Annotated in this window: 12 protein-coding genes and 1 riboswitch; of the genes, 9 read left to right on the plus strand and 3 right to left on the minus strand. The window is 73.6% G+C overall.

Annotated features, from left to right (window positions below):
• The first annotated feature begins 9 nt into the window (after nucleotides 1-9).
• The 6 genes from ACYP53_RS00760 to ACYP53_RS00785 all read left to right on the plus strand — a co-directional run bounded on the left by ACYP53_RS00760 (nucleotide 10) and on the right by ACYP53_RS00785 (nucleotide 6,946).
• On the plus strand, nucleotides 10-2,040 hold the full coding sequence (locus ACYP53_RS00760; protein WP_189916312.1) for a protein meaA: 2,031 nt from the start codon (nucleotides 10-12) through the stop codon (nucleotides 2,038-2,040).
• Between the two features lie 43 nt (nucleotides 2,041-2,083).
• The gene (locus ACYP53_RS00765; protein ID WP_189916313.1) at nucleotides 2,084-3,046 is read left to right on the plus strand and encodes an HpcH/HpaI aldolase/citrate lyase family protein; all 963 of its coding nucleotides are present in this window, start codon (nucleotides 2,084-2,086) and stop codon (nucleotides 3,044-3,046) included.
• Nucleotides 3,047-3,050: 4 nt separating this feature from the next.
• The gene (locus tag ACYP53_RS00770) at nucleotides 3,051-3,554 is read left to right on the plus strand and encodes a MaoC family dehydratase (RefSeq protein ID WP_189916314.1); all 504 of its coding nucleotides are present in this window, start codon (nucleotides 3,051-3,053) and stop codon (nucleotides 3,552-3,554) included.
• 145 nt (nucleotides 3,555-3,699) lie between these two features.
• Nucleotides 3,700-4,902 (plus strand): acyl-CoA dehydrogenase family protein, encoded by a 1,203-nt coding sequence (locus tag ACYP53_RS00775; protein WP_189916315.1) that lies wholly within the window; start codon nucleotides 3,700-3,702, stop codon nucleotides 4,900-4,902.
• Nucleotides 4,903-5,388: 486 nt separating this feature from the next.
• Entirely contained in the window at nucleotides 5,389-6,081 is a 693-nt protein-coding gene (locus ACYP53_RS00780) for a phosphatidylserine decarboxylase (RefSeq protein WP_229928606.1), read from the plus strand.
• Entirely contained in the window at nucleotides 6,068-6,946 is an 879-nt protein-coding gene (locus tag ACYP53_RS00785) for a CDP-alcohol phosphatidyltransferase family protein (protein ID WP_030242067.1), read from the plus strand. Before ACYP53_RS00780 ends, ACYP53_RS00785 begins: the two co-directional genes overlap by 14 nt.
• Before the next feature lie 74 nt (nucleotides 6,947-7,020).
• Here ACYP53_RS00785 and ACYP53_RS00790 read toward each other — a convergent pair whose 3' ends face one another.
• From ACYP53_RS00790 to ACYP53_RS00800, 3 genes are all read right to left on the minus strand, one after another.
• Nucleotides 7,021-8,346, minus strand: coding sequence for a hypothetical protein (locus ACYP53_RS00790; protein ID WP_229928607.1), 1,326 nt, complete (start codon nucleotides 8,344-8,346; stop codon nucleotides 7,021-7,023).
• Nucleotides 8,347-8,944: 598 nt separating this feature from the next.
• The gene (locus ACYP53_RS00795; RefSeq protein WP_459646360.1) at nucleotides 8,945-10,081 is read right to left on the minus strand and encodes an alpha/beta hydrolase family protein; all 1,137 of its coding nucleotides are present in this window, start codon (nucleotides 10,079-10,081) and stop codon (nucleotides 8,945-8,947) included.
• Nucleotides 10,082-10,359: 278 nt separating this feature from the next.
• Nucleotides 10,360-11,043, minus strand: coding sequence for a helix-turn-helix domain-containing protein (locus tag ACYP53_RS00800; RefSeq protein ID WP_459646361.1), 684 nt, complete (start codon nucleotides 11,041-11,043; stop codon nucleotides 10,360-10,362).
• Between the two features lie 197 nt (nucleotides 11,044-11,240).
• A riboswitch (cobalamin riboswitch) is annotated at nucleotides 11,241-11,373 on the plus strand.
• A gap of 141 nt (nucleotides 11,374-11,514) precedes the next feature.
• Between ACYP53_RS00800 and ACYP53_RS00805 the strand changes: the two genes are divergently transcribed.
• The 3 genes from ACYP53_RS00805 to ACYP53_RS00815 all read left to right on the plus strand — a co-directional run bounded on the left by ACYP53_RS00805 (nucleotide 11,515) and on the right by ACYP53_RS00815 (nucleotide 16,242).
• Nucleotides 11,515-12,483 carry a cobalamin biosynthesis protein gene (locus tag ACYP53_RS00805; protein WP_189916319.1) on the plus strand — a complete coding sequence of 323 codons (969 nt, stop codon included), beginning with the start codon at nucleotides 11,515-11,517 and terminating at the stop codon, nucleotides 12,481-12,483.
• Nucleotides 12,480-13,994 (plus strand): cobyric acid synthase, encoded by a 1,515-nt coding sequence (locus ACYP53_RS00810; protein ID WP_189916320.1) that lies wholly within the window; start codon nucleotides 12,480-12,482, stop codon nucleotides 13,992-13,994. The genes ACYP53_RS00805 and ACYP53_RS00810 overlap by 4 nt, the downstream gene beginning before the upstream one ends.
• Before the next feature lie 127 nt (nucleotides 13,995-14,121).
• A complete protein-coding gene (locus tag ACYP53_RS00815) occupies nucleotides 14,122-16,242 on the plus strand; it encodes a putative cobaltochelatase (RefSeq protein ID WP_459646362.1) in 2,121 nt (706 codons plus the stop codon).
• The last annotated feature ends 1 nt before the right edge of the window (nucleotide 16,243 follow it).

Below are 16,243 nucleotides of genomic sequence, written 5' to 3' on the forward strand. Positions count from 1 at the left end.
ACGCCTCCGATGACCGAGCCCCAGAAGCGCGACCGGCCCTGGCTGATGCGCACCTACGCCGGCCACTCCACCGCGAGCGACTCCAACGCGCTCTACCGGCGGAACCTGGCGAAGGGCCAGACCGGCCTGTCCGTCGCCTTCGACCTGCCGACCCAGACCGGCTACGACTCCGACCACGTCCTCGCCCGCGGCGAGGTGGGGCGGGTCGGCGTGCCGGTCGGCCACGTCGGCGACATGCGCGCCCTGTTCGACGGCATCCCGCTCGAACAGACCAACACCTCCATGACGATCAACGCCACCGCGATGTGGCTGCTGGCGCTCTACCAGGTGGTCGCCGAGGAGCAGGGCGCCGACATCGCCAAGCTCACCGGCACCACCCAGAACGACATCGTCAAGGAGTACCTGTCGCGCGGGACGCACGTCTTCCCGCCCGGCCCGTCGGTGCGGCTGATCACCGACATGATCGCCTACACGGTCGGCAACATCCCCAAGTGGAACCCGATCAACATCTGCAGCTACCACCTGCAGGAGGCCGGGGCGACGCCCGTCCAGGAGATCGCGTACGCGATGTGCACCGCCATCTCGGTGCTCGACGCGGTCCGCGACTCCGGCCAGGTGCCGGCCGAGCGGATGGGCGAGGTGGTCGCCCGGATCTCCTTCTTCGTGAACGCCGGCGTGCGCTTCGTCGAGGAGATGTGCAAGATGCGCGCCTTCGCCCGCCTCTGGGAGAAGGTCACCCTGGAGCGCTACGGCGTGACGGACCCCAAGCAGCGCCGCTTCCGCTACGGCGTCCAGGTCAACTCCCTCGGCCTGACCGAGGCCCAGCCGGAGAACAACGTCCAGCGGATCGTCCTGGAGATGCTGGCCGTCACCCTCTCCAAGGACGCCCGCGCCCGGGCCGTCCAGCTGCCCGCCTGGAACGAGGCGCTCGGCCTTCCCCGGCCCTGGGACCAGCAGTGGTCGCTGCGGATCCAGCAGGTCCTGGCGTACGAGTCGGACCTGCTGGAGTACGGCGACATCTTCAACGGCTCCGAGGTGATCGAGACCAAGACCGCCGCGCTGCTGGCCGGCGCGGAGGCCGAGATCGCCAAGGTGCTGGAGATGGGTGGGGTGATCCCCGCCGTCGAGTCCGGCTACCTGAAGTCCAACCTGGTCTCCTCGCACGCCGCCCGCCGGGCCCGGATCGAGTCCGGCGAGGACAAGATCGTCGGGGTCAACTGCTTCGACACCACCGAGCCGAGCCCGCTCACCGCCGACCTCGACACCGCGATCATGGTCGTCGACCCGGCCTCCGAGCGGTCCGTGCTCGCCGCCCTGGAGGCCTGGCGCGGACAGCGCGACGAGGCCGCCGCCCAGGAGGCGCTGGAAGGGCTCAAGGCCGTCGCCGCCACCGAGGCCAACCTGATGCCGGCCACGCTCGCCTGCGCCCGGGCCGGCGTCACCACCGGCGAGTGGTCCTTCGCCCTGCGCGAGGTCTTCGGCGAGTACCGCGCCCCCACCGGCGTCGGCGGCGCGCCCGTCGCGGTCGCCGCCGAACCCGGCGGGGAGCTGGAGCAGGTCCGCGCCGCGGTCGCCGCGACCGCCGCGGAGCTGGGCGCCGGCAAGCTGCGCCTGCTGGTCGGCAAGCCCGGCCTGGACGGGCACTCCAACGGCGCCGAGCAGATCGCCGTCCGGGCCCGCGACGCCGGCTTCGAGGTGGTCTACCAGGGCATCCGGCTGACCCCGGAGCAGATCGTCTCCGCCGCCGTCGCGGAGGACGTCCACTGCGTGGGCCTGTCGATCCTCTCCGGCGCGCACTGCGAGCTGGTGCCCGACGTCCTCAAGCGCCTGGACCGCGCCGGGGTGCAGGATGTCCCGGTGATCGTGGGTGGCATCATCCCGGCAGCGGACGGCGAGGCCCTCAAGGCCGCCGGCGTCGCCGCCGTGTTCACCCCGAAGGACTTCGGCATCACGACCATCATCGGCCGGATCGTGGACGAGATCCGGCTCGCCAACAAGCTCCAGCCGTGGACGCCCGCACCGACCCCGGCCTCGAACTGACCAGCTGACCAGCTGACCACTGGGAAGGAACAGAACCACCCTCATGACGAACGTGAACCGTCTCCGCCCCCGCCGCTCCTGCCTCGCCGTGCCGGGCAGCAACCCGCGCTTCCTGGAGAAGGCCCAGGGCCTCCCGGCCGACCAGGTCTTCCTCGACCTGGAGGACGCCTGCGCCCCGCTGGTCAAGGAGAGCGCCCGGCACAACATCGTCGACGCCCTGAACAACGGCGACTGGGGCAACAAGACCAAGGTCGTCCGGGTCAACGACTGGACCACCCACTGGACCTACCGCGACGTGATCACCGTGGTCGAGGGCGCCGGCCCCAACCTCGACTGCATCATGCTCCCCAAGGTCCAGGACGCCGAGCAGGTCAAGGCGCTCGACCTCCTGCTCACCCAGATCGAGAAGACCATGGGCTTCGAGGTCGGCAAGATCGGCATCGAGGCGCAGATCGAGAACGCCAAGGGCCTGATCAACGTCGACGCCATCGCCGAGGCCTCGCCCCGGCTGGAGACCATCATCTTCGGCCCCGCCGACTTCATGGCCTCGATCAACATGAAGTCCCTGGTCGTCGGCGAGCAGCCGCCCGGCTACGGCGCCGACGCCTACCACTACATCCTGATGCGCATCCTGATGGCCGCCCGCGCCAACGACCTGCAGGCGATCGACGGCCCCTACCTGCAGATCCGCAACGCCGAGGGCTACCGCGAGGTCGCCGGCCGCTCCGCCGCCCTCGGCTTCGACGGCAAGTGGGTGCTGCACCCGGACCAGGTCGCCGCCGCGAACGAGATCTTCTCGCCCTCGCAGGAGGACTACGACCACGCCGAGCTGATCCTCGACGCCTACGACTGGTGCACCTCCGAGGCGGGCGGCGCCAAGGGCTCCGCGATGCTCGGCGACGAGATGATCGACGAGGCCAGCCGCAAGATGGCCCTGGTCATCGCCGGCAAGGGCCGGGCCGCCGGCATGGAGCGCACCACCAAGTTCGAGATCCCGGAGGCCTGACGCCATGCAGTTCGGACGCACCTACGAGGAGTTCGAGGTCGGCGCGGTCTACAAGCACTGGCCCGGCAAGACGGTCACCGAGTACGACGACCACCTCTTCTGCCTCCTCACCATGAACCACCACCCGCTCCACATGGACACCAACTATGCGGAGAAGACGACGGACTTCGGCAAGAACGTCGTGGTGGGCAACTACATCTACTCGCTGCTGCTCGGCATGTCCGTCCCGGACGTCTCCGGCAAGGCGATCGCCAACCTGGAGATCGAGTCGCTGCGCCACATCGCGCCGACCTTCCACGGCGACACCCTCTACGGCGAGACCACCGTGCTCGACAAGTGGCCGTCCAAGTCCAAGGACGACCGCGGCATCGTGTACGTCGAGACCAAGGGGTACAAGCAGGACGGCACGGTCGTCTGCGTCTTCCGCCGCAAGGTGATGGTGCCGACCGCGACGTACACCAAGGAGCGCGGCGGCGAGCAGCCCGGCCGCCCCACCCCGCTCCCGTAATCCCTCCCACCCGGAGACCCCGGAGGGGCAGGCCGCCGTCATCGGCCGACCCCCACCCGGTATCGGGGGCCCTGCTGCCGCAGCCACGCCGGCAGGGCCCCCGCAATCCCCCCCCCGCCCTCTTAGACCTTTCCGGAGCCGCACGATGGGACGCCTCGCACAGACCGACGGCCTCACCGAGATCCAGCGGGACATCCTCGCCACCGTGCGGGATTTCGTCGACAAGGAGATCATTCCGGTCGCGACCGAGCTGGAGCACAAGGACGAGTACCCGACCGCCATCGTCGAGGGCATGAAGCAGCTCGGCCTCTTCGGTCTCACCATCCCCGAGGAGTACGGCGGCCTCGGCGAGTCGCTGCTCACCTACGCCCTGGTGGTCGAGGAGATCGCCCGCGGCTGGATGTCGGTCTCCGGCATCGTCAACACCCACTTCATCGTGGCGCACATGATCAACGCCCACGGCACCCAGGAGCAGAAGGACCACTTCCTGCCGAGGATGGCCGCCGGCGAAATCCGCGGCGCCTTCTCGATGTCCGAGCCCGGCCTCGGCTCCGACGTTTCGGCCATCTCCACCAAGGGCGTCAAGGACGGCGATTCCTACGTCCTCAACGGCCAGAAGATGTGGCTCACCAACGGCGGCACCTCCACCCTCGTCGCGGTCCTCTGCAAGACCGACGAGGGCGGCAACACCCCGTACAAGAACATGACCACCTTCCTGATCGAGAAGGAGGCCGGTTTCGGCCCGAACCCCAAGGTTCCCGGCCTGACCGTGCCCGGCAAGATCGAGAAGATGGGCTACAAGGGCGTCGACACCACCGAGCTGGTGCTGCAGGACGTCCGGATCCCGGCCGACCGCGTCCTCGGCGGCGTCCCGGGCAAGGGCTTCTACCAGATGATGGACGGCGTCGAGGTCGGCCGCGTCAACGTCGCCGCCCGCGGCTGCGGCGTCGCCCGCCGCGCCTTCGAGCTGGGCATCTCCTACGCCCAGCAGCGCTCCACCTTCGGCAAGAAGATCGCCGAGCACCAGGCCATCCAGTTCAAGCTCGCCGAGATGGCCACCAAGGTCGAGGCCGCCCACCAGATGATGGTCATGGCCGCCCGCAAGAAGGACAGCGGCGAGCGCAACGACCTGGAAGCCGGCATGGCCAAGTACCTCGCCTCCGAGTACTGCAAGGAGGTCGTCGAGGACGCCTTCCGCATCCACGGCGGCTACGGCTTCTCCAAGGAGTACGAGATCGAGCGCCTCTACCGCGAGGCCCCGATGCTGCTCATCGGTGAAGGTACTGCGGAGATCCAGAAGATGATCGTCGGACGCCGGCTCCTGGAGGAGTACCGGATCGCCGAGTGATCCCGGGCCGCCCGCCGACGCACCGCGTCCCGGGCGGCCCCCTCGAACCGCCGGTGGACGGGCGTGCGGGCCCGGACCGGCGGAGCGCCGTGCCCCGTCACGGGCCCGGCCTGGTCCGCCAGGGTCCGGCACGGCCTCCGGAAGCGGCCGTAGGGCGTACAGCTGCGACAGCGCGCCCTGCGGCCGCTTCCGCACACCTTCTTCCGGCCACTACGGCCGTTTCCCCCGGCGGGTTCCGTCGGGGGACCTGTTGAGACAAGTCTCACCAGCCGTGTCCGGTCCCTTGGGAACCGGACCGGGTCGAGCTACGGTCGTAGAGGTGGGACGCGCACACGCACTCCCACCGGACACATGAACGAGCAGGCGGGTTGCCCACCCACCGTGTGCTCCCGATAGCATCCACCGGGACAGCAAGCCGTCCCTCTATTACCGATTCCGCGGTGGCCCCCGTCCAGCGGCCATGATCCCCCGCGACAAAGGTCTTCGATGCCCATCAGCCCGTCCCCTCACCACTCCGTCTCGGACCGCGATGCCCTCGCAGCCCCGGCGGCCGGTCGGCGACCCCGCGTGACCATCGCGCGCGGAGCCACCCCCTGGTTCGTCCCCACCCTCGCCACGGCAGCCGTGACCACCGCCCTCACCCGGCGCAGCGGCAAGTGGGCCCTGGCCGCGGTACCGGCCTGTGCGCTCAGCGCTGGCATGCTGTGGTTCTTCCGCGACCCCGAGCGTGAGATCGGCACGGGCAGAGTGATCTCGCCCGCCGACGGCGTGGTGCAGAGCATCGACGCCTGGCCGGACGGCCGCACCCGGGTCGCGATCTTCATGAGCCCGCTCAACGTCCACGTCAACCGCGCGCCCCTGCCGGGCACGGTGACGTCGGTCGAGCACGTCGCGGGCGGCTTCGTCCCCGCGTTCAACAAGGACAGCGACCAGAACGAGCGGGTCGTCTGGCACTTCGACACCGAGCTCGGCGACATCGAGATGGTCCAGATCGCGGGGGCCGTGGCCCGCCGCATCGTGCCGTACGTCGCCGCCGGTACCAAGGTCGACCAGGGCGACCGGATCGGCCTGATCCGGTTCGGGTCCCGGGTCGACACCTACCTGCCGGCCGGCGTCGAGGTCGGCGTCGAGGTCGGCCAGAAGACCACAGCCGGGGTGACGCGCCTTGACCGTGACTGATCCTGAGACAATCGTCGGCCTGGACGACGAGGAGACGTCCCTGCGCCGCCGCCGCTGGGCGCGCGACCGCGAGCTGCGCGCCCCGCGCTCTCCCCAGCACCTGTCCACCGCCGACTTCCTGACCCTGGGGAACGCCGTCTGCGGCTTCCTGGCGATCTACTCGATCACCACCGGGGTCCTCGTCCCGCACATCACCAACCCGGACGCCGCTCCGGACCGGCACAGCGCCGCCACCGCGGTCACGCTGCTGCTCATCGGCTCGATGTGCGACCTCTTCGACGGCCTGGTGGCGCGCAAGCTGCGCTCCTCCGCCCTCGGAGCGGAACTGGACAACCTCGCGGACCTGATCAGCTTCGGCATCGCGCCGGCCTACTTCGTCGCGGTCTGGGGCATGGTCTCCCAGGGCTCCAACAGCAAGCTCTCGGCGCTCATCGCGATCACCGTGCTGCTCGCCGTCGTCCTGCGGCTGGCCCGCTTCTCGGCCGTCAAGATGCGGCCCGGGGTGTTCCAGGGCATGCCCTGCCCGATGGGCGCCATGACGGTCATCGCGATCGTGCTGCTCGACCCGCCGTTCCTGCCCGGTCTGCTCGCCATCTTCGGCGCCGCTTACCTGATGGTCAGCCGGATCGAGTACCCCAAGCCGCAGGGGCTGCTGGCCACCGCCACGCTCTGCTGGATCGTGGTCTCCATCGGCTGCCTGGCCGCCTGGGCCACCGGGCTGCCCGGCGGCGACGCGCTCATGCACGTCGGCGCGTTCGCCCAGATCACGCTCGCGGCCATGGCGCCGCTGCTGGTCATCCGCCGCAAGGTGGGCCAGAAGGTCGGCGACGTCCGCGCCCGACGGGCCGAGTCGCGCCTCGGCTGATCCCCGCCTTATGACGAAGGGCCCGGAACCGCATCGGTTCCGGGCCCTTCGTCGTTCTCACCTGCCTGCGGTGGCTACGCGCCGCCGGTGTGCACGCTGAACGCCGAGCGGCGGGCCGCCCTGGCCACCCCCGGGTCCGGGTGCACGCTGGAGACCGCCGTCAGCACCGAGGCCGCCCGCGGGTGCCCGGACTGCCGGGCCCGGGCGAACAGCCGCACCGGATCGCCCGCCGCGGCGCCCTCGACGTGGCCCACCAGCAGCTCCACCTCGCCGTGGTCCAGCACCGCCGCCGCCGTGTCCACCCAGAGCCAGGCCGCGTCCGCCGCGCCCAGCACATCCGCCGGGGAGACCCCCTCGTCCGCGCGCTCGGCCAGCCACAGCAGCGCGTACGGGCGCAGCACCGGCTCGTCCACCGACGCCCGCACCGCCTGCTCCGCCGGACCGCCGGCCACCCGCAGCGCCTCGAAGGCGAGCCCGCGCACCAGCGCGTCGTCGCCCTGCGCCGCGTCCAGCAGCTCCGCCACCGCGCGGTCCGCCGGACGGGCCGCGACCCAGGCCCGGTACTCGGCCCGGGCCGGGCCCGGCGAGTAGTCGGCGCACGCGTTCAGCAGCTCGAAGGCGCTCTGCTCGATGTGCCCGGCCGCGGTCTGCGCGACCGTGCAGATCTCCTCCAGCTTCGCCCGCACCGCCCAGTGGCCGAGCGGCGACAGGTCGGCGGCATCGTCCCTGCGCGTCAGGGCGCCGACCGCCGCCAGGCCGTCCAGCATCCAGTCCAGGACGGCGGCCACGTCCGAGGGCGAGGCCGGGGTGTCGATCTGCGGCTCCCGGCAGGTGCCGCGGACCGCGGACACCGCGGAGGCCGCGTGCGGCACCGGCGACAGCCCCGGGCCACCGGGCCCGCCGCCGACCCGGCGCTCGTCCAGGCCCCGGCGCAGCAGCTCCAGCAGCTCGCTCTCCGGCACCGGGCCGTCCACCAGGTGCAGGAAGGAGAGCAGCTGCGGGGCCTGGTCCACGGCCTGCCCGGCCAGCACGGCGAACACCCCGCGCAGCGCGGCGGGCGGCACCGGGGCGAGCAGGGTCCAGGCGTCGAACAGCGCGGACCAGCCGCGCACCACGGCCTCGTCGTCGTGCTCCCAGGCGTGCAGGCGCCAGCCCGGGCCGGCCCCGTTGTCCCGGGCCTCCACCAGGCCGACCAGGAGCGCCTGCCCCCAGGCCTTGGTGGCGGCGCCGACGGTCATGGCCAGGGCCCGGCCCGCCGCACGGGCGTCGTCCGGGAGCAGCTCGCCACGCTTGTCGACTTCCTCCAGCTCCCCGGCCCAGCGGGCGATCCGGACGGCGTCCACCAGCATCCGACGGGCCAGCGGGGCCAGCTCGGCCGGCGCGGGGAAGCCCTCGGGCACGGGAACCCGGCCCCGCCCGGGAGCCGGCACGGGACCCCGTCGCCGGGGTACGGCGTTACGGGGTACACCCGCCCCGGTCGGCCTGCCACCGTCGGGCCGGTGGGCCGTACCGGGGAGACGGGTCACCGTCGCACCGGTACCGATCGTCGGCGGGAGCGGGGCATCACGGTCGCGCGGATTCCGAGACGTCACGTCGAGCAGTCTTCCCCTTGTACGGGCCTTCTGTCACATCCGGTTGTCCGTACGACCGGACGACCGGTGGCCGCACCTCCGCAAGATCGGGCAACAGAGGCAAACCGCCTGGCCGGAAACGTGTGGCCTGCTCATGCCAGGTGCGCCGGAACGGTCGCTGGGCCCGTTCGAGTGGTCACGCAGCGTGTCGGCGGGGCCGGAGGGCGGGACCAAAGTTGTGCCTCCGACTGGCCGATGTTCGCCGCACCCGCCGACGGAACCCTCGACTCCCGCTGGGGCTGTCCAGCCCGAATCCAGCCCGAACCCGGACGGATGGCGGCCGGATGGGGGGCCGGAGCGTGCCGATCGTGGAGCGCGAGAAGTCGGCTCCGTCGACTTCTCGCGCTCCGGCCGCTCCCGTCGGCGGTCAGAGCAGCGGGGTGAGCCAGCGGCGGAGGAGTTCGGTGTAGTGGTCGGGGGCGGTGTTCCAGAGGGTCGCGTGGTCGCCGCCGGGGAAGGAGCTGAGGCTGACCACGTCCGGGCGGGCCGCGGCGAGGCGTTCGGCGCTGCTGAACGGGGAGACCTGGTCGGTGGGGCTGTGCAGGAGCAGAGTGGGCACCCGCAGGTCGGCGCCCTCGGCGATGCGGGAGAAGTCGGCGAGGTCGACGCCGGTGCGGCCCTGCGCGGCGAGGGCGCCGAGTTCGGCGACCGCACCGCGCAGGCCGAGCCGTTCGGCGTCGCGGCGGGCGGTGCCGGGCAGGTCGAGGACCGGCGAGTCGAGGATCAGGCCGCTGATCGCGTGCGCCCAGGCCGAGCGGGCGGCCGTCTGCAGGACCATGGTGGCGCCGACCGACCAGCCGTACAGGACGACCCGGCCCGCGCCGTTCTCCAGCGCCAGCCGTACCGCGGCCTCGACGTCGCGCCACTCGGTCTCGCCGAAGTGGCTGTACCCGTCCGGGGAGGCGGGGGCGCCCTCGTCGCCGCGGTAGGTGACGGAGAGGACGGGCAGGCCGAGGCGGTCCAGCACGGGCAGGACGGGGAGGGTCTGCTGGCGGTCGGCCCCTGGGCCGTGGACGAGGACCACCCAGGTGCCGCGCTTGCCGTGGAGGTACCAGGCGGGGAGGTCGCCGAGTTCGCCGTCGGCGGCGATCTCGGTGTAGGCGAGGCCGAACGCCCGGGTGGGGTCGCCGAGGTGGACGCGCGGGGTGAAGCGGACCTCGGTGCCGGGGGCGAGGGTGCCCTGGTCGGCGCGGACCAGCCGGCGGGTGACGCCCTGCTCGTCGCTGCGCAGGACCTCCTCGACGACCGCGTGCCCGCCGTCCGCCCACTCGACCGCCCAGCGGCCCGGGTGCCGGCTCTCCGGCCCGGGGCTGAAGGTGATCCGGCCGGTGCCGAGGCTCCGGACGACGACCGGCCCGGACTCCTGGACGGCGGTCACCGGGCGGAGCATCCGCTCGGAGGCCCGGCGGCCGACCACCAGGACCACGGCCCCGGCCCCGACGGCGGCGGCCGCCACGGCGGCAGCGGTTCCCCAGCGCATATCGTTCCCCGCTCTGTTGCTCACGGACCGGACGGTGTTCGTGCACCAGTCCACCGGCGCCCCGCCCGCCCGGCCACCGGACTGGGCCGTCCGGGTCACTCGGCGGGGCCCCGGGGCGTGTCTTGTGGATCTTGTCGGATCAGGCCGCGGCGTCAGGGTGCGTGCATCGCAAGGCGGAGGAGGGAGTCCATGCGGTGGGGGCACCTCCCGGCCGAAGGCTGGGGGCCATCGGCGACTGACGACAACGCGGCGAGGTGCGTGCCCTGGCGTCGCGGACCCGGCAAAGATCCACAAGACACGCCCTAGGGGGACTCGGTGGTGAGGAGGTGCCAGAAGCGGGGGACGAGGGTGTCGGTGGCGGGAGGCGGGGTGGCGCGGGTGGTGGCGCCCCAGTGGGTGGGGACGTGGTGCTCCTGGTGGAGGGTGGCGAGGACGGCGGCGAGGGTGTCGGCGGGGGCCGGGACGATCCGGGTGAGGGCGCGGAGGTGGGGCTGCCAGCGGCCGGCGACGCACTGGCGGAGGAGGTGGTCGAGTTCCGCGAGGCGGCCGGTGGCCGCGACGAGTTCGGGCAGGGTCAGGTCGAGGGTGTCGGCGAGGGCGCGGGTCTGGTCCTCGTCGCCGTCCCACCGGTCGGTCAGTTCGGCCTGCCGGTAGGCGGCCAGGGTGGTGCCGGTGCGGTCGGCGACGGCGGCCTGGCCGAGTTCGCGGGCGACCCGGTGGTCGCGCAGCCGGACCGGGCGGCCGTCCATCAGCTGGGCGGCGGGGCACCAGAGGGTGCGGGCGAGGGCGATGAACTCCGGTTCGCTGGGGCGCAGCTCGCCGTTCTCCCAGGCGAGGACGTGGGCGGGCAGCAGCCGGACGCCGTGCGCGGCCATGCCCTCGGCGACCTGGTCGGGGGTCAGGCCGAGGTCCGCCCGGTGGGCGCGGGCGGCCGCGGGCGAGAACGGCACCGGGGGCGGGGCGGTGGGGGGCTTTCTGCGGCGCATGGCACCGAACGCTAGGCGCGGACCACGGCGCGGCCCCACCGACCGAACGCACGGAATGGCCGGTACCGGAGCGGTGCGCCGCTGGGCGATCCCACAGCCCGTCGGCCGGTCTCCCGTGTGACCAACCCCTCCGTGACCTCGGTTGACTCCCGGTTCGGGCGCGTGATGGGATCCTGGGGCCAATCGGAGGCATGGAGAGGAAGCCGGTGCGAGTCCGGCGCGGTCCCGCCACTGTCACCGGGGAGCACGCTCGGAAACAATCGCCACGGCGGGCCGTCAGAAGCCGCTGGAAGGCCCCGGGGGTGCGTCCGACCCGGAAGCCAGGAGACTCTCGCCCCCGCTACGTCGATCCAGGGCGCGGACCCTGAGTGAGGACACGCACGCAATGCAGGCTGCCCCGCCCTGTCGGACTCCGAGCGGCCTTCCGCCGTGTTCCTCCTTGTTCTTGTTCTGCTCTCCGTCGTGCGGCCGATGACCTCTCCGCTGGCCCGCGCCGCCGTGTTCGCGCTGGGCGCCGTCGCGGGCTACGCCGCCGACGCCCGGTTCGCCGATCCGCGCCGGGGCCATCCGGTGGCGCTCTTCGGCAGCGCCGCGACCCGGCTGGAGCGGCGGCTGTGGCGGGACGACCGGGCGGCCGGGGCCGGGTACACGGCGCTGTGCGTGGGCGCGGTCGCGGCGGGCGCGCTCGCCCTGGACCGTACGGTGGGCCGGCGTCCGCTGGGCCGGGCGGCCCTGGCGGCGGCCGCGACCTGGACGGTGCTCGGCGGCACCTCGCTGACCCGGGAGGCCCGGACGATCGGCCGCTCGCTGGCGGACGGCGACCTGCCGGCCGCCCGGGAGCGGCTGCCGCACCTGTGCGGGCGGGACCCGAGCGCGCTGGACGGGCAGCAGATCGCCCGCGCGGTGGTCGAGTCGGTGGCCGAGAACACCGCCGACGCCGTGGTGAACGCGCTGGCCTGGGGCGCCCTCGCGGGCACGCCCGGCCTGCTGGCGTTCCGCGCGGTGAACACCCTGGACGCCATGGTGGGCCACCGCTCGCCGCGCTACGCCCGGTTCGGCTGGGCCTCGGCCCGGCTGGACGACGTAGCGGGCTGGCCCGGTGCCCGGCTGACCGCGCTGCTGACGGTGGCCGCCGCCCCGCACCCCCGGACGGCCTGGCGGGTCTGGCGGCGCGACGGCTCCGCGCACCCGAGCCCGAACGCGGGCCAGGCGGAGTCGGCGTTCGCCGGCGCGGTGGGCGTCCGGCTGGGCGGGACGCTGCGGTACGGGGAACGGGTGGAGCACCGTCCGGTGCTGGGCGAGGAGCTGCGGCCGGTGACGGTGGACGACATCGAGCGGGCTTGCGCGCTCTCCCGGCGGGTGGGCGCGCTGGCGCTGGGTACGACGGTCGCGGGGCACGTCCTGCTGCGCGCGCTCCTGGGAAAGAGGGGAAGGGCATGACGAACGCTCTGCTGGTCGCGGGAACGACCTCGGACGCGGGCAAGAGCGTGGTGACGGCCGGCATCTGCCGCTGGCTGGCCCGCCAGGGCGTGCGGGTCGCGCCGTTCAAGGCACAGAACATGTCGCTGAACTCCTTCGTCACCGCCGACGGTGCCGAGATCGGCCGCGCCCAGGCGATGCAGGCCCAGGCCGCCCGGGTGGAGCCGGAGGCGGCGATGAACCCGGTGCTGCTGAAGCCCGGCGCGGACGGCCGCAGTCAGGTGGTGCTGCTGGGCCGGCCGGTCGCCGAGGTGGGCGCGCTGGACTACCGCGAGCGCAAGCCCGTCCTGCTGGAGCGCGCGCTGGAGTGCCTGGCCGATCTGCGCGACCGCTACGAGGTGGTGGTCTGCGAGGGCGCGGGCTCACCCGCCGAGATCAACCTGCGCGACCGGGACATCGCCAACATGGGTCTGGCCACGGCCGCCGGGCTGCCGGTGGTGGTGGTCGGGGACATCGACCGGGGTGGCGTGTTCGCGGCGATGTACGGGACGCTGGCGCTGCTGTCGGCGGAGGACCAGCGGCACGTGGCGGGCTGGTTCGTCAACAAGTTCCGCGGCGACGCGCGACTGCTGGCGCCCGGACTGGACATGCTGCACGAGCTGACCGGCCGTCCGGTGCTGGGTACCCTGCCGATGCTGCCGGGGCTGTGGCTGGACGCCGAGGACTCGCTGGACCTGTCCACCGTGGTGGACCGGGTGGACGGGCGCGGGCCGCTCGGCGCGGACGTGCTGCGGGTGGCCGTGGTGCGCTTCCCCCGGCTGTCCAACTTCACCGACCTGGACGCGCTGGCCCAGGAGCCGGGCGTCCTGGTGCGCTGGGCGACCCGGCCGGAGGAGCTGGCCGACGCCGACCTGGTGGTGCTGCCCGGCACCCGGGCCACCGTCGCCGACCTCGCCTGGCTGCGCGAGCGCGGCCTGGAGCCGGCGCTGAAGGCGCGGGCGGCGGCCGGGCTGCCGGTCCTCGGGGTGTGCGGCGGCTACCAGATGCTGGCGCGCGGGATCGTCGACGAGGTGGAGTCCAAGGCGGGCACCGTCGACGGGCTCGGCCTGCTGCCGACGCATGTGCGGTTCGGCGTCGAGAAGGTGCTGGCGCGGCCGGTCGGCGAGGCGTACGGGCAGCGGGTCGAGGGCTACGAGATCCACCACGGGGTGGTGGCGGTGGAGGGGGGTGAACCCTTCCTGGACGGCTGCCGGGTGGGCTCGGTCTGGGGCACGACCTGGCACGGCGCGCTGGAGAACGACGGCTTCCGCCGCGAACTCCTGCGCGAGGTCGCCGCGTTGGCGGGCCGGGCGTTCGTCCCGGCGCCGGACACCTGCTTCGCCGCGGCCCGCGAGGCCCGGCTGGACCGGCTGGGCGACCTGATCGAGGAGCACGCGGACACCGACGCGCTGTGGAAGCTGATCGAGGGCGGGGTGCCGGCGGCCGGATCGCTGCCGTTCCTGCCGCCCGGGGCACCTGGGAGTGACGCATGAGCCTGGTAGGACCACAGGGCCGGGTTCGCACGAGCCCGGGACGACCGCAGGGCCGAGAAGGCATGAGCCGGGTTCGCACGAGCCCAGGACGACCGCAGGACCGGGCACGACAGGAGTGGGGTACGGCATGAGTGACGTCCGCTATCCGTTCACCGCGATCGTCGGCATGGCCGACCTGCGGCTCGGGCTGCTGCTGAACGCGGTCTCCCCGGCCGTGGGCGGCGTGCTGGTGCGGGGCGAGAAGGGCACCGCGAAGTCCACCATGGTGCGCGCGCTGGCCGGCCTGCTGCCGTCCATCGCCACCGTGGACGGCTGCCGCTTCGCCTGCGACCCGGCCACGCCCGACCCGCAGTGCCCGGACGGGCCGCACGCCTCCGCCACGAGCAGTGAACACCCCTCCCAGCTGGTCGAGTTGCCGGTCGGCGTGGCCGAGGACCGGATCGTCGGCTCGCTCGACCTGGAGCGCGCGCTGGCCGAGGGCGTCAAGGCGTACGAGCCCGGTCTGCTCGCCAAGGCGCACCGCGGCGTGCTCTACATCGACGAGGTCAACCTGCTCCAGGACCACGTGGTGGACCTGCTGCTGGACGCCGCCGCGATGGGTCGCTCGTACGTCGAGCGCGAGGGCGTGTCGGTGCGGCACGCGGCCCGGTTCCTGCTGGTCGGCACGATGAACCCGGAGGAGGGCGAGCTGCGGCCGCAGCTGCTCGACCGGTTCGGCCTGACCGTCGAGATCGCCGCCACCCGGGACCCGGCCGAGCGCGCCGAGGTGGTGCGGCGGCGGCTCGCGTACGACGCGGACCCAGCCGGCTTCGCCGCGCGGTTCGCCGAGGACGAGCGGGCGCTCGCCGAACGCATCACGGCCGCACGGGAGTTGCTTCCCAAGGTCGAGCTGACCGAGGTGGCGCTGCGTCAGATCACCGCCGTCTGCGCCGCGTTCGAGGTGGACGGCCTGCGCGCGGACATCGTGATGGCCCGCACCGCCGTCGCGCTCGCCGCCTGGGACGGCCGCACCGAGGTGGCAGAGGAGGACGTCCGCCAGGCCGCCAGGCTGGCCCTGCCGCACCGGCGCCGCCGCAACCCCTTCGACGCGCCGGGGCTGGACGAGGAGCAGCTGGAGCGCACGCTGGAGGAGCACGCCCAGCAGGACGACCCCGAGCCCGACCCGGAGCCCGAGGGTGACGGAGGCGGCGACGGCGGCGACCAGGGACCCGACGGGGACGGGGACGGCGACGGCCCCGGCGACGGCGGCGGCCCGAACGGCGGCGGCGCTCCCGAGCCGTCCGACGGCGGCGCCCCGGAGGCGACCACCGCGGACACCGACGCCACCGGCGACCAGCCGCAGCAGCCCGTCCCGGCCCAACACCCAGCCCCCGCGCGGGAGTCGGCGCCGGTCGCGGCCGGGGACCCGTACCGGACCAGGCTGTTCACCGTCCGCGGCACCGGCCACGGCGCCCAGGGCCGCCGCTCCCCCGCCGAGACCACCGGCGGACACACCATCCGCTCCCGCCGCCCGCAGGGCGCGCTCGGCCGGCTGCACCTGACCGCGACCCTGCAGGCCGCCGCGCCGCACCAGGTGGCGCGCGGGCGCGGCGGCCGGGCGCTGGTGCTGCAGAAGGACGACTTCCGCGAACAGGTCCGCCAGGGACGGGAGTCCAACCTGGTGCTGTTCGTGGTCGACGCCTCCGGCTCGATGGCCGCCCGGCAGCGGATGACCGCCGTCAAGGGCGCAGTGCTGTCCCTGCTGATGGACGCCTACCAGCGGCGCGACAAGATCGGCATGATCACCTTCCGCGGCGCCGGCGCCGAGCTGGCGCTGCCGCCCACCTCCTCGGTCGAGGTCGGCGCGGCCCGGCTGGAGTCGCTGCCCACCGGCGGGCGGACCCCGCTGGCCGAGGGGCTGCTGCGCGCCCACGAGGTGCTGCGGGTCGAGCGGCTGCGCGACCCGAACCGGCGCCCGCTGCTGGTCGTGGTGACCGACGGCCGGGCCACCGGCGGCCGGGACGCGCTCGCCCGCTCCCAGCGCGCGGCCGCGCTGTTCGCGGCGCAGGGCACCGCGAGCGTGGTGCTGGACTGCGAGTCCGGCCCGGTCCGGCTCGGCCTGGCCCACACCCTGGCCGGGCTGCTCGGCGGCACCTCCGTCAGCCTGGACGAGCTGCGCGCCGAGGGCGTCGCCTCGCTCGTCCGCGAGAACCGTCCCGCGGCCGGCCGCGGCGACGTCCGTGCGACCACTATCCGAAAGGCGGCCTGAC

Source organism: Kitasatospora sp. Ki12 (assembly GCF_054601375.1).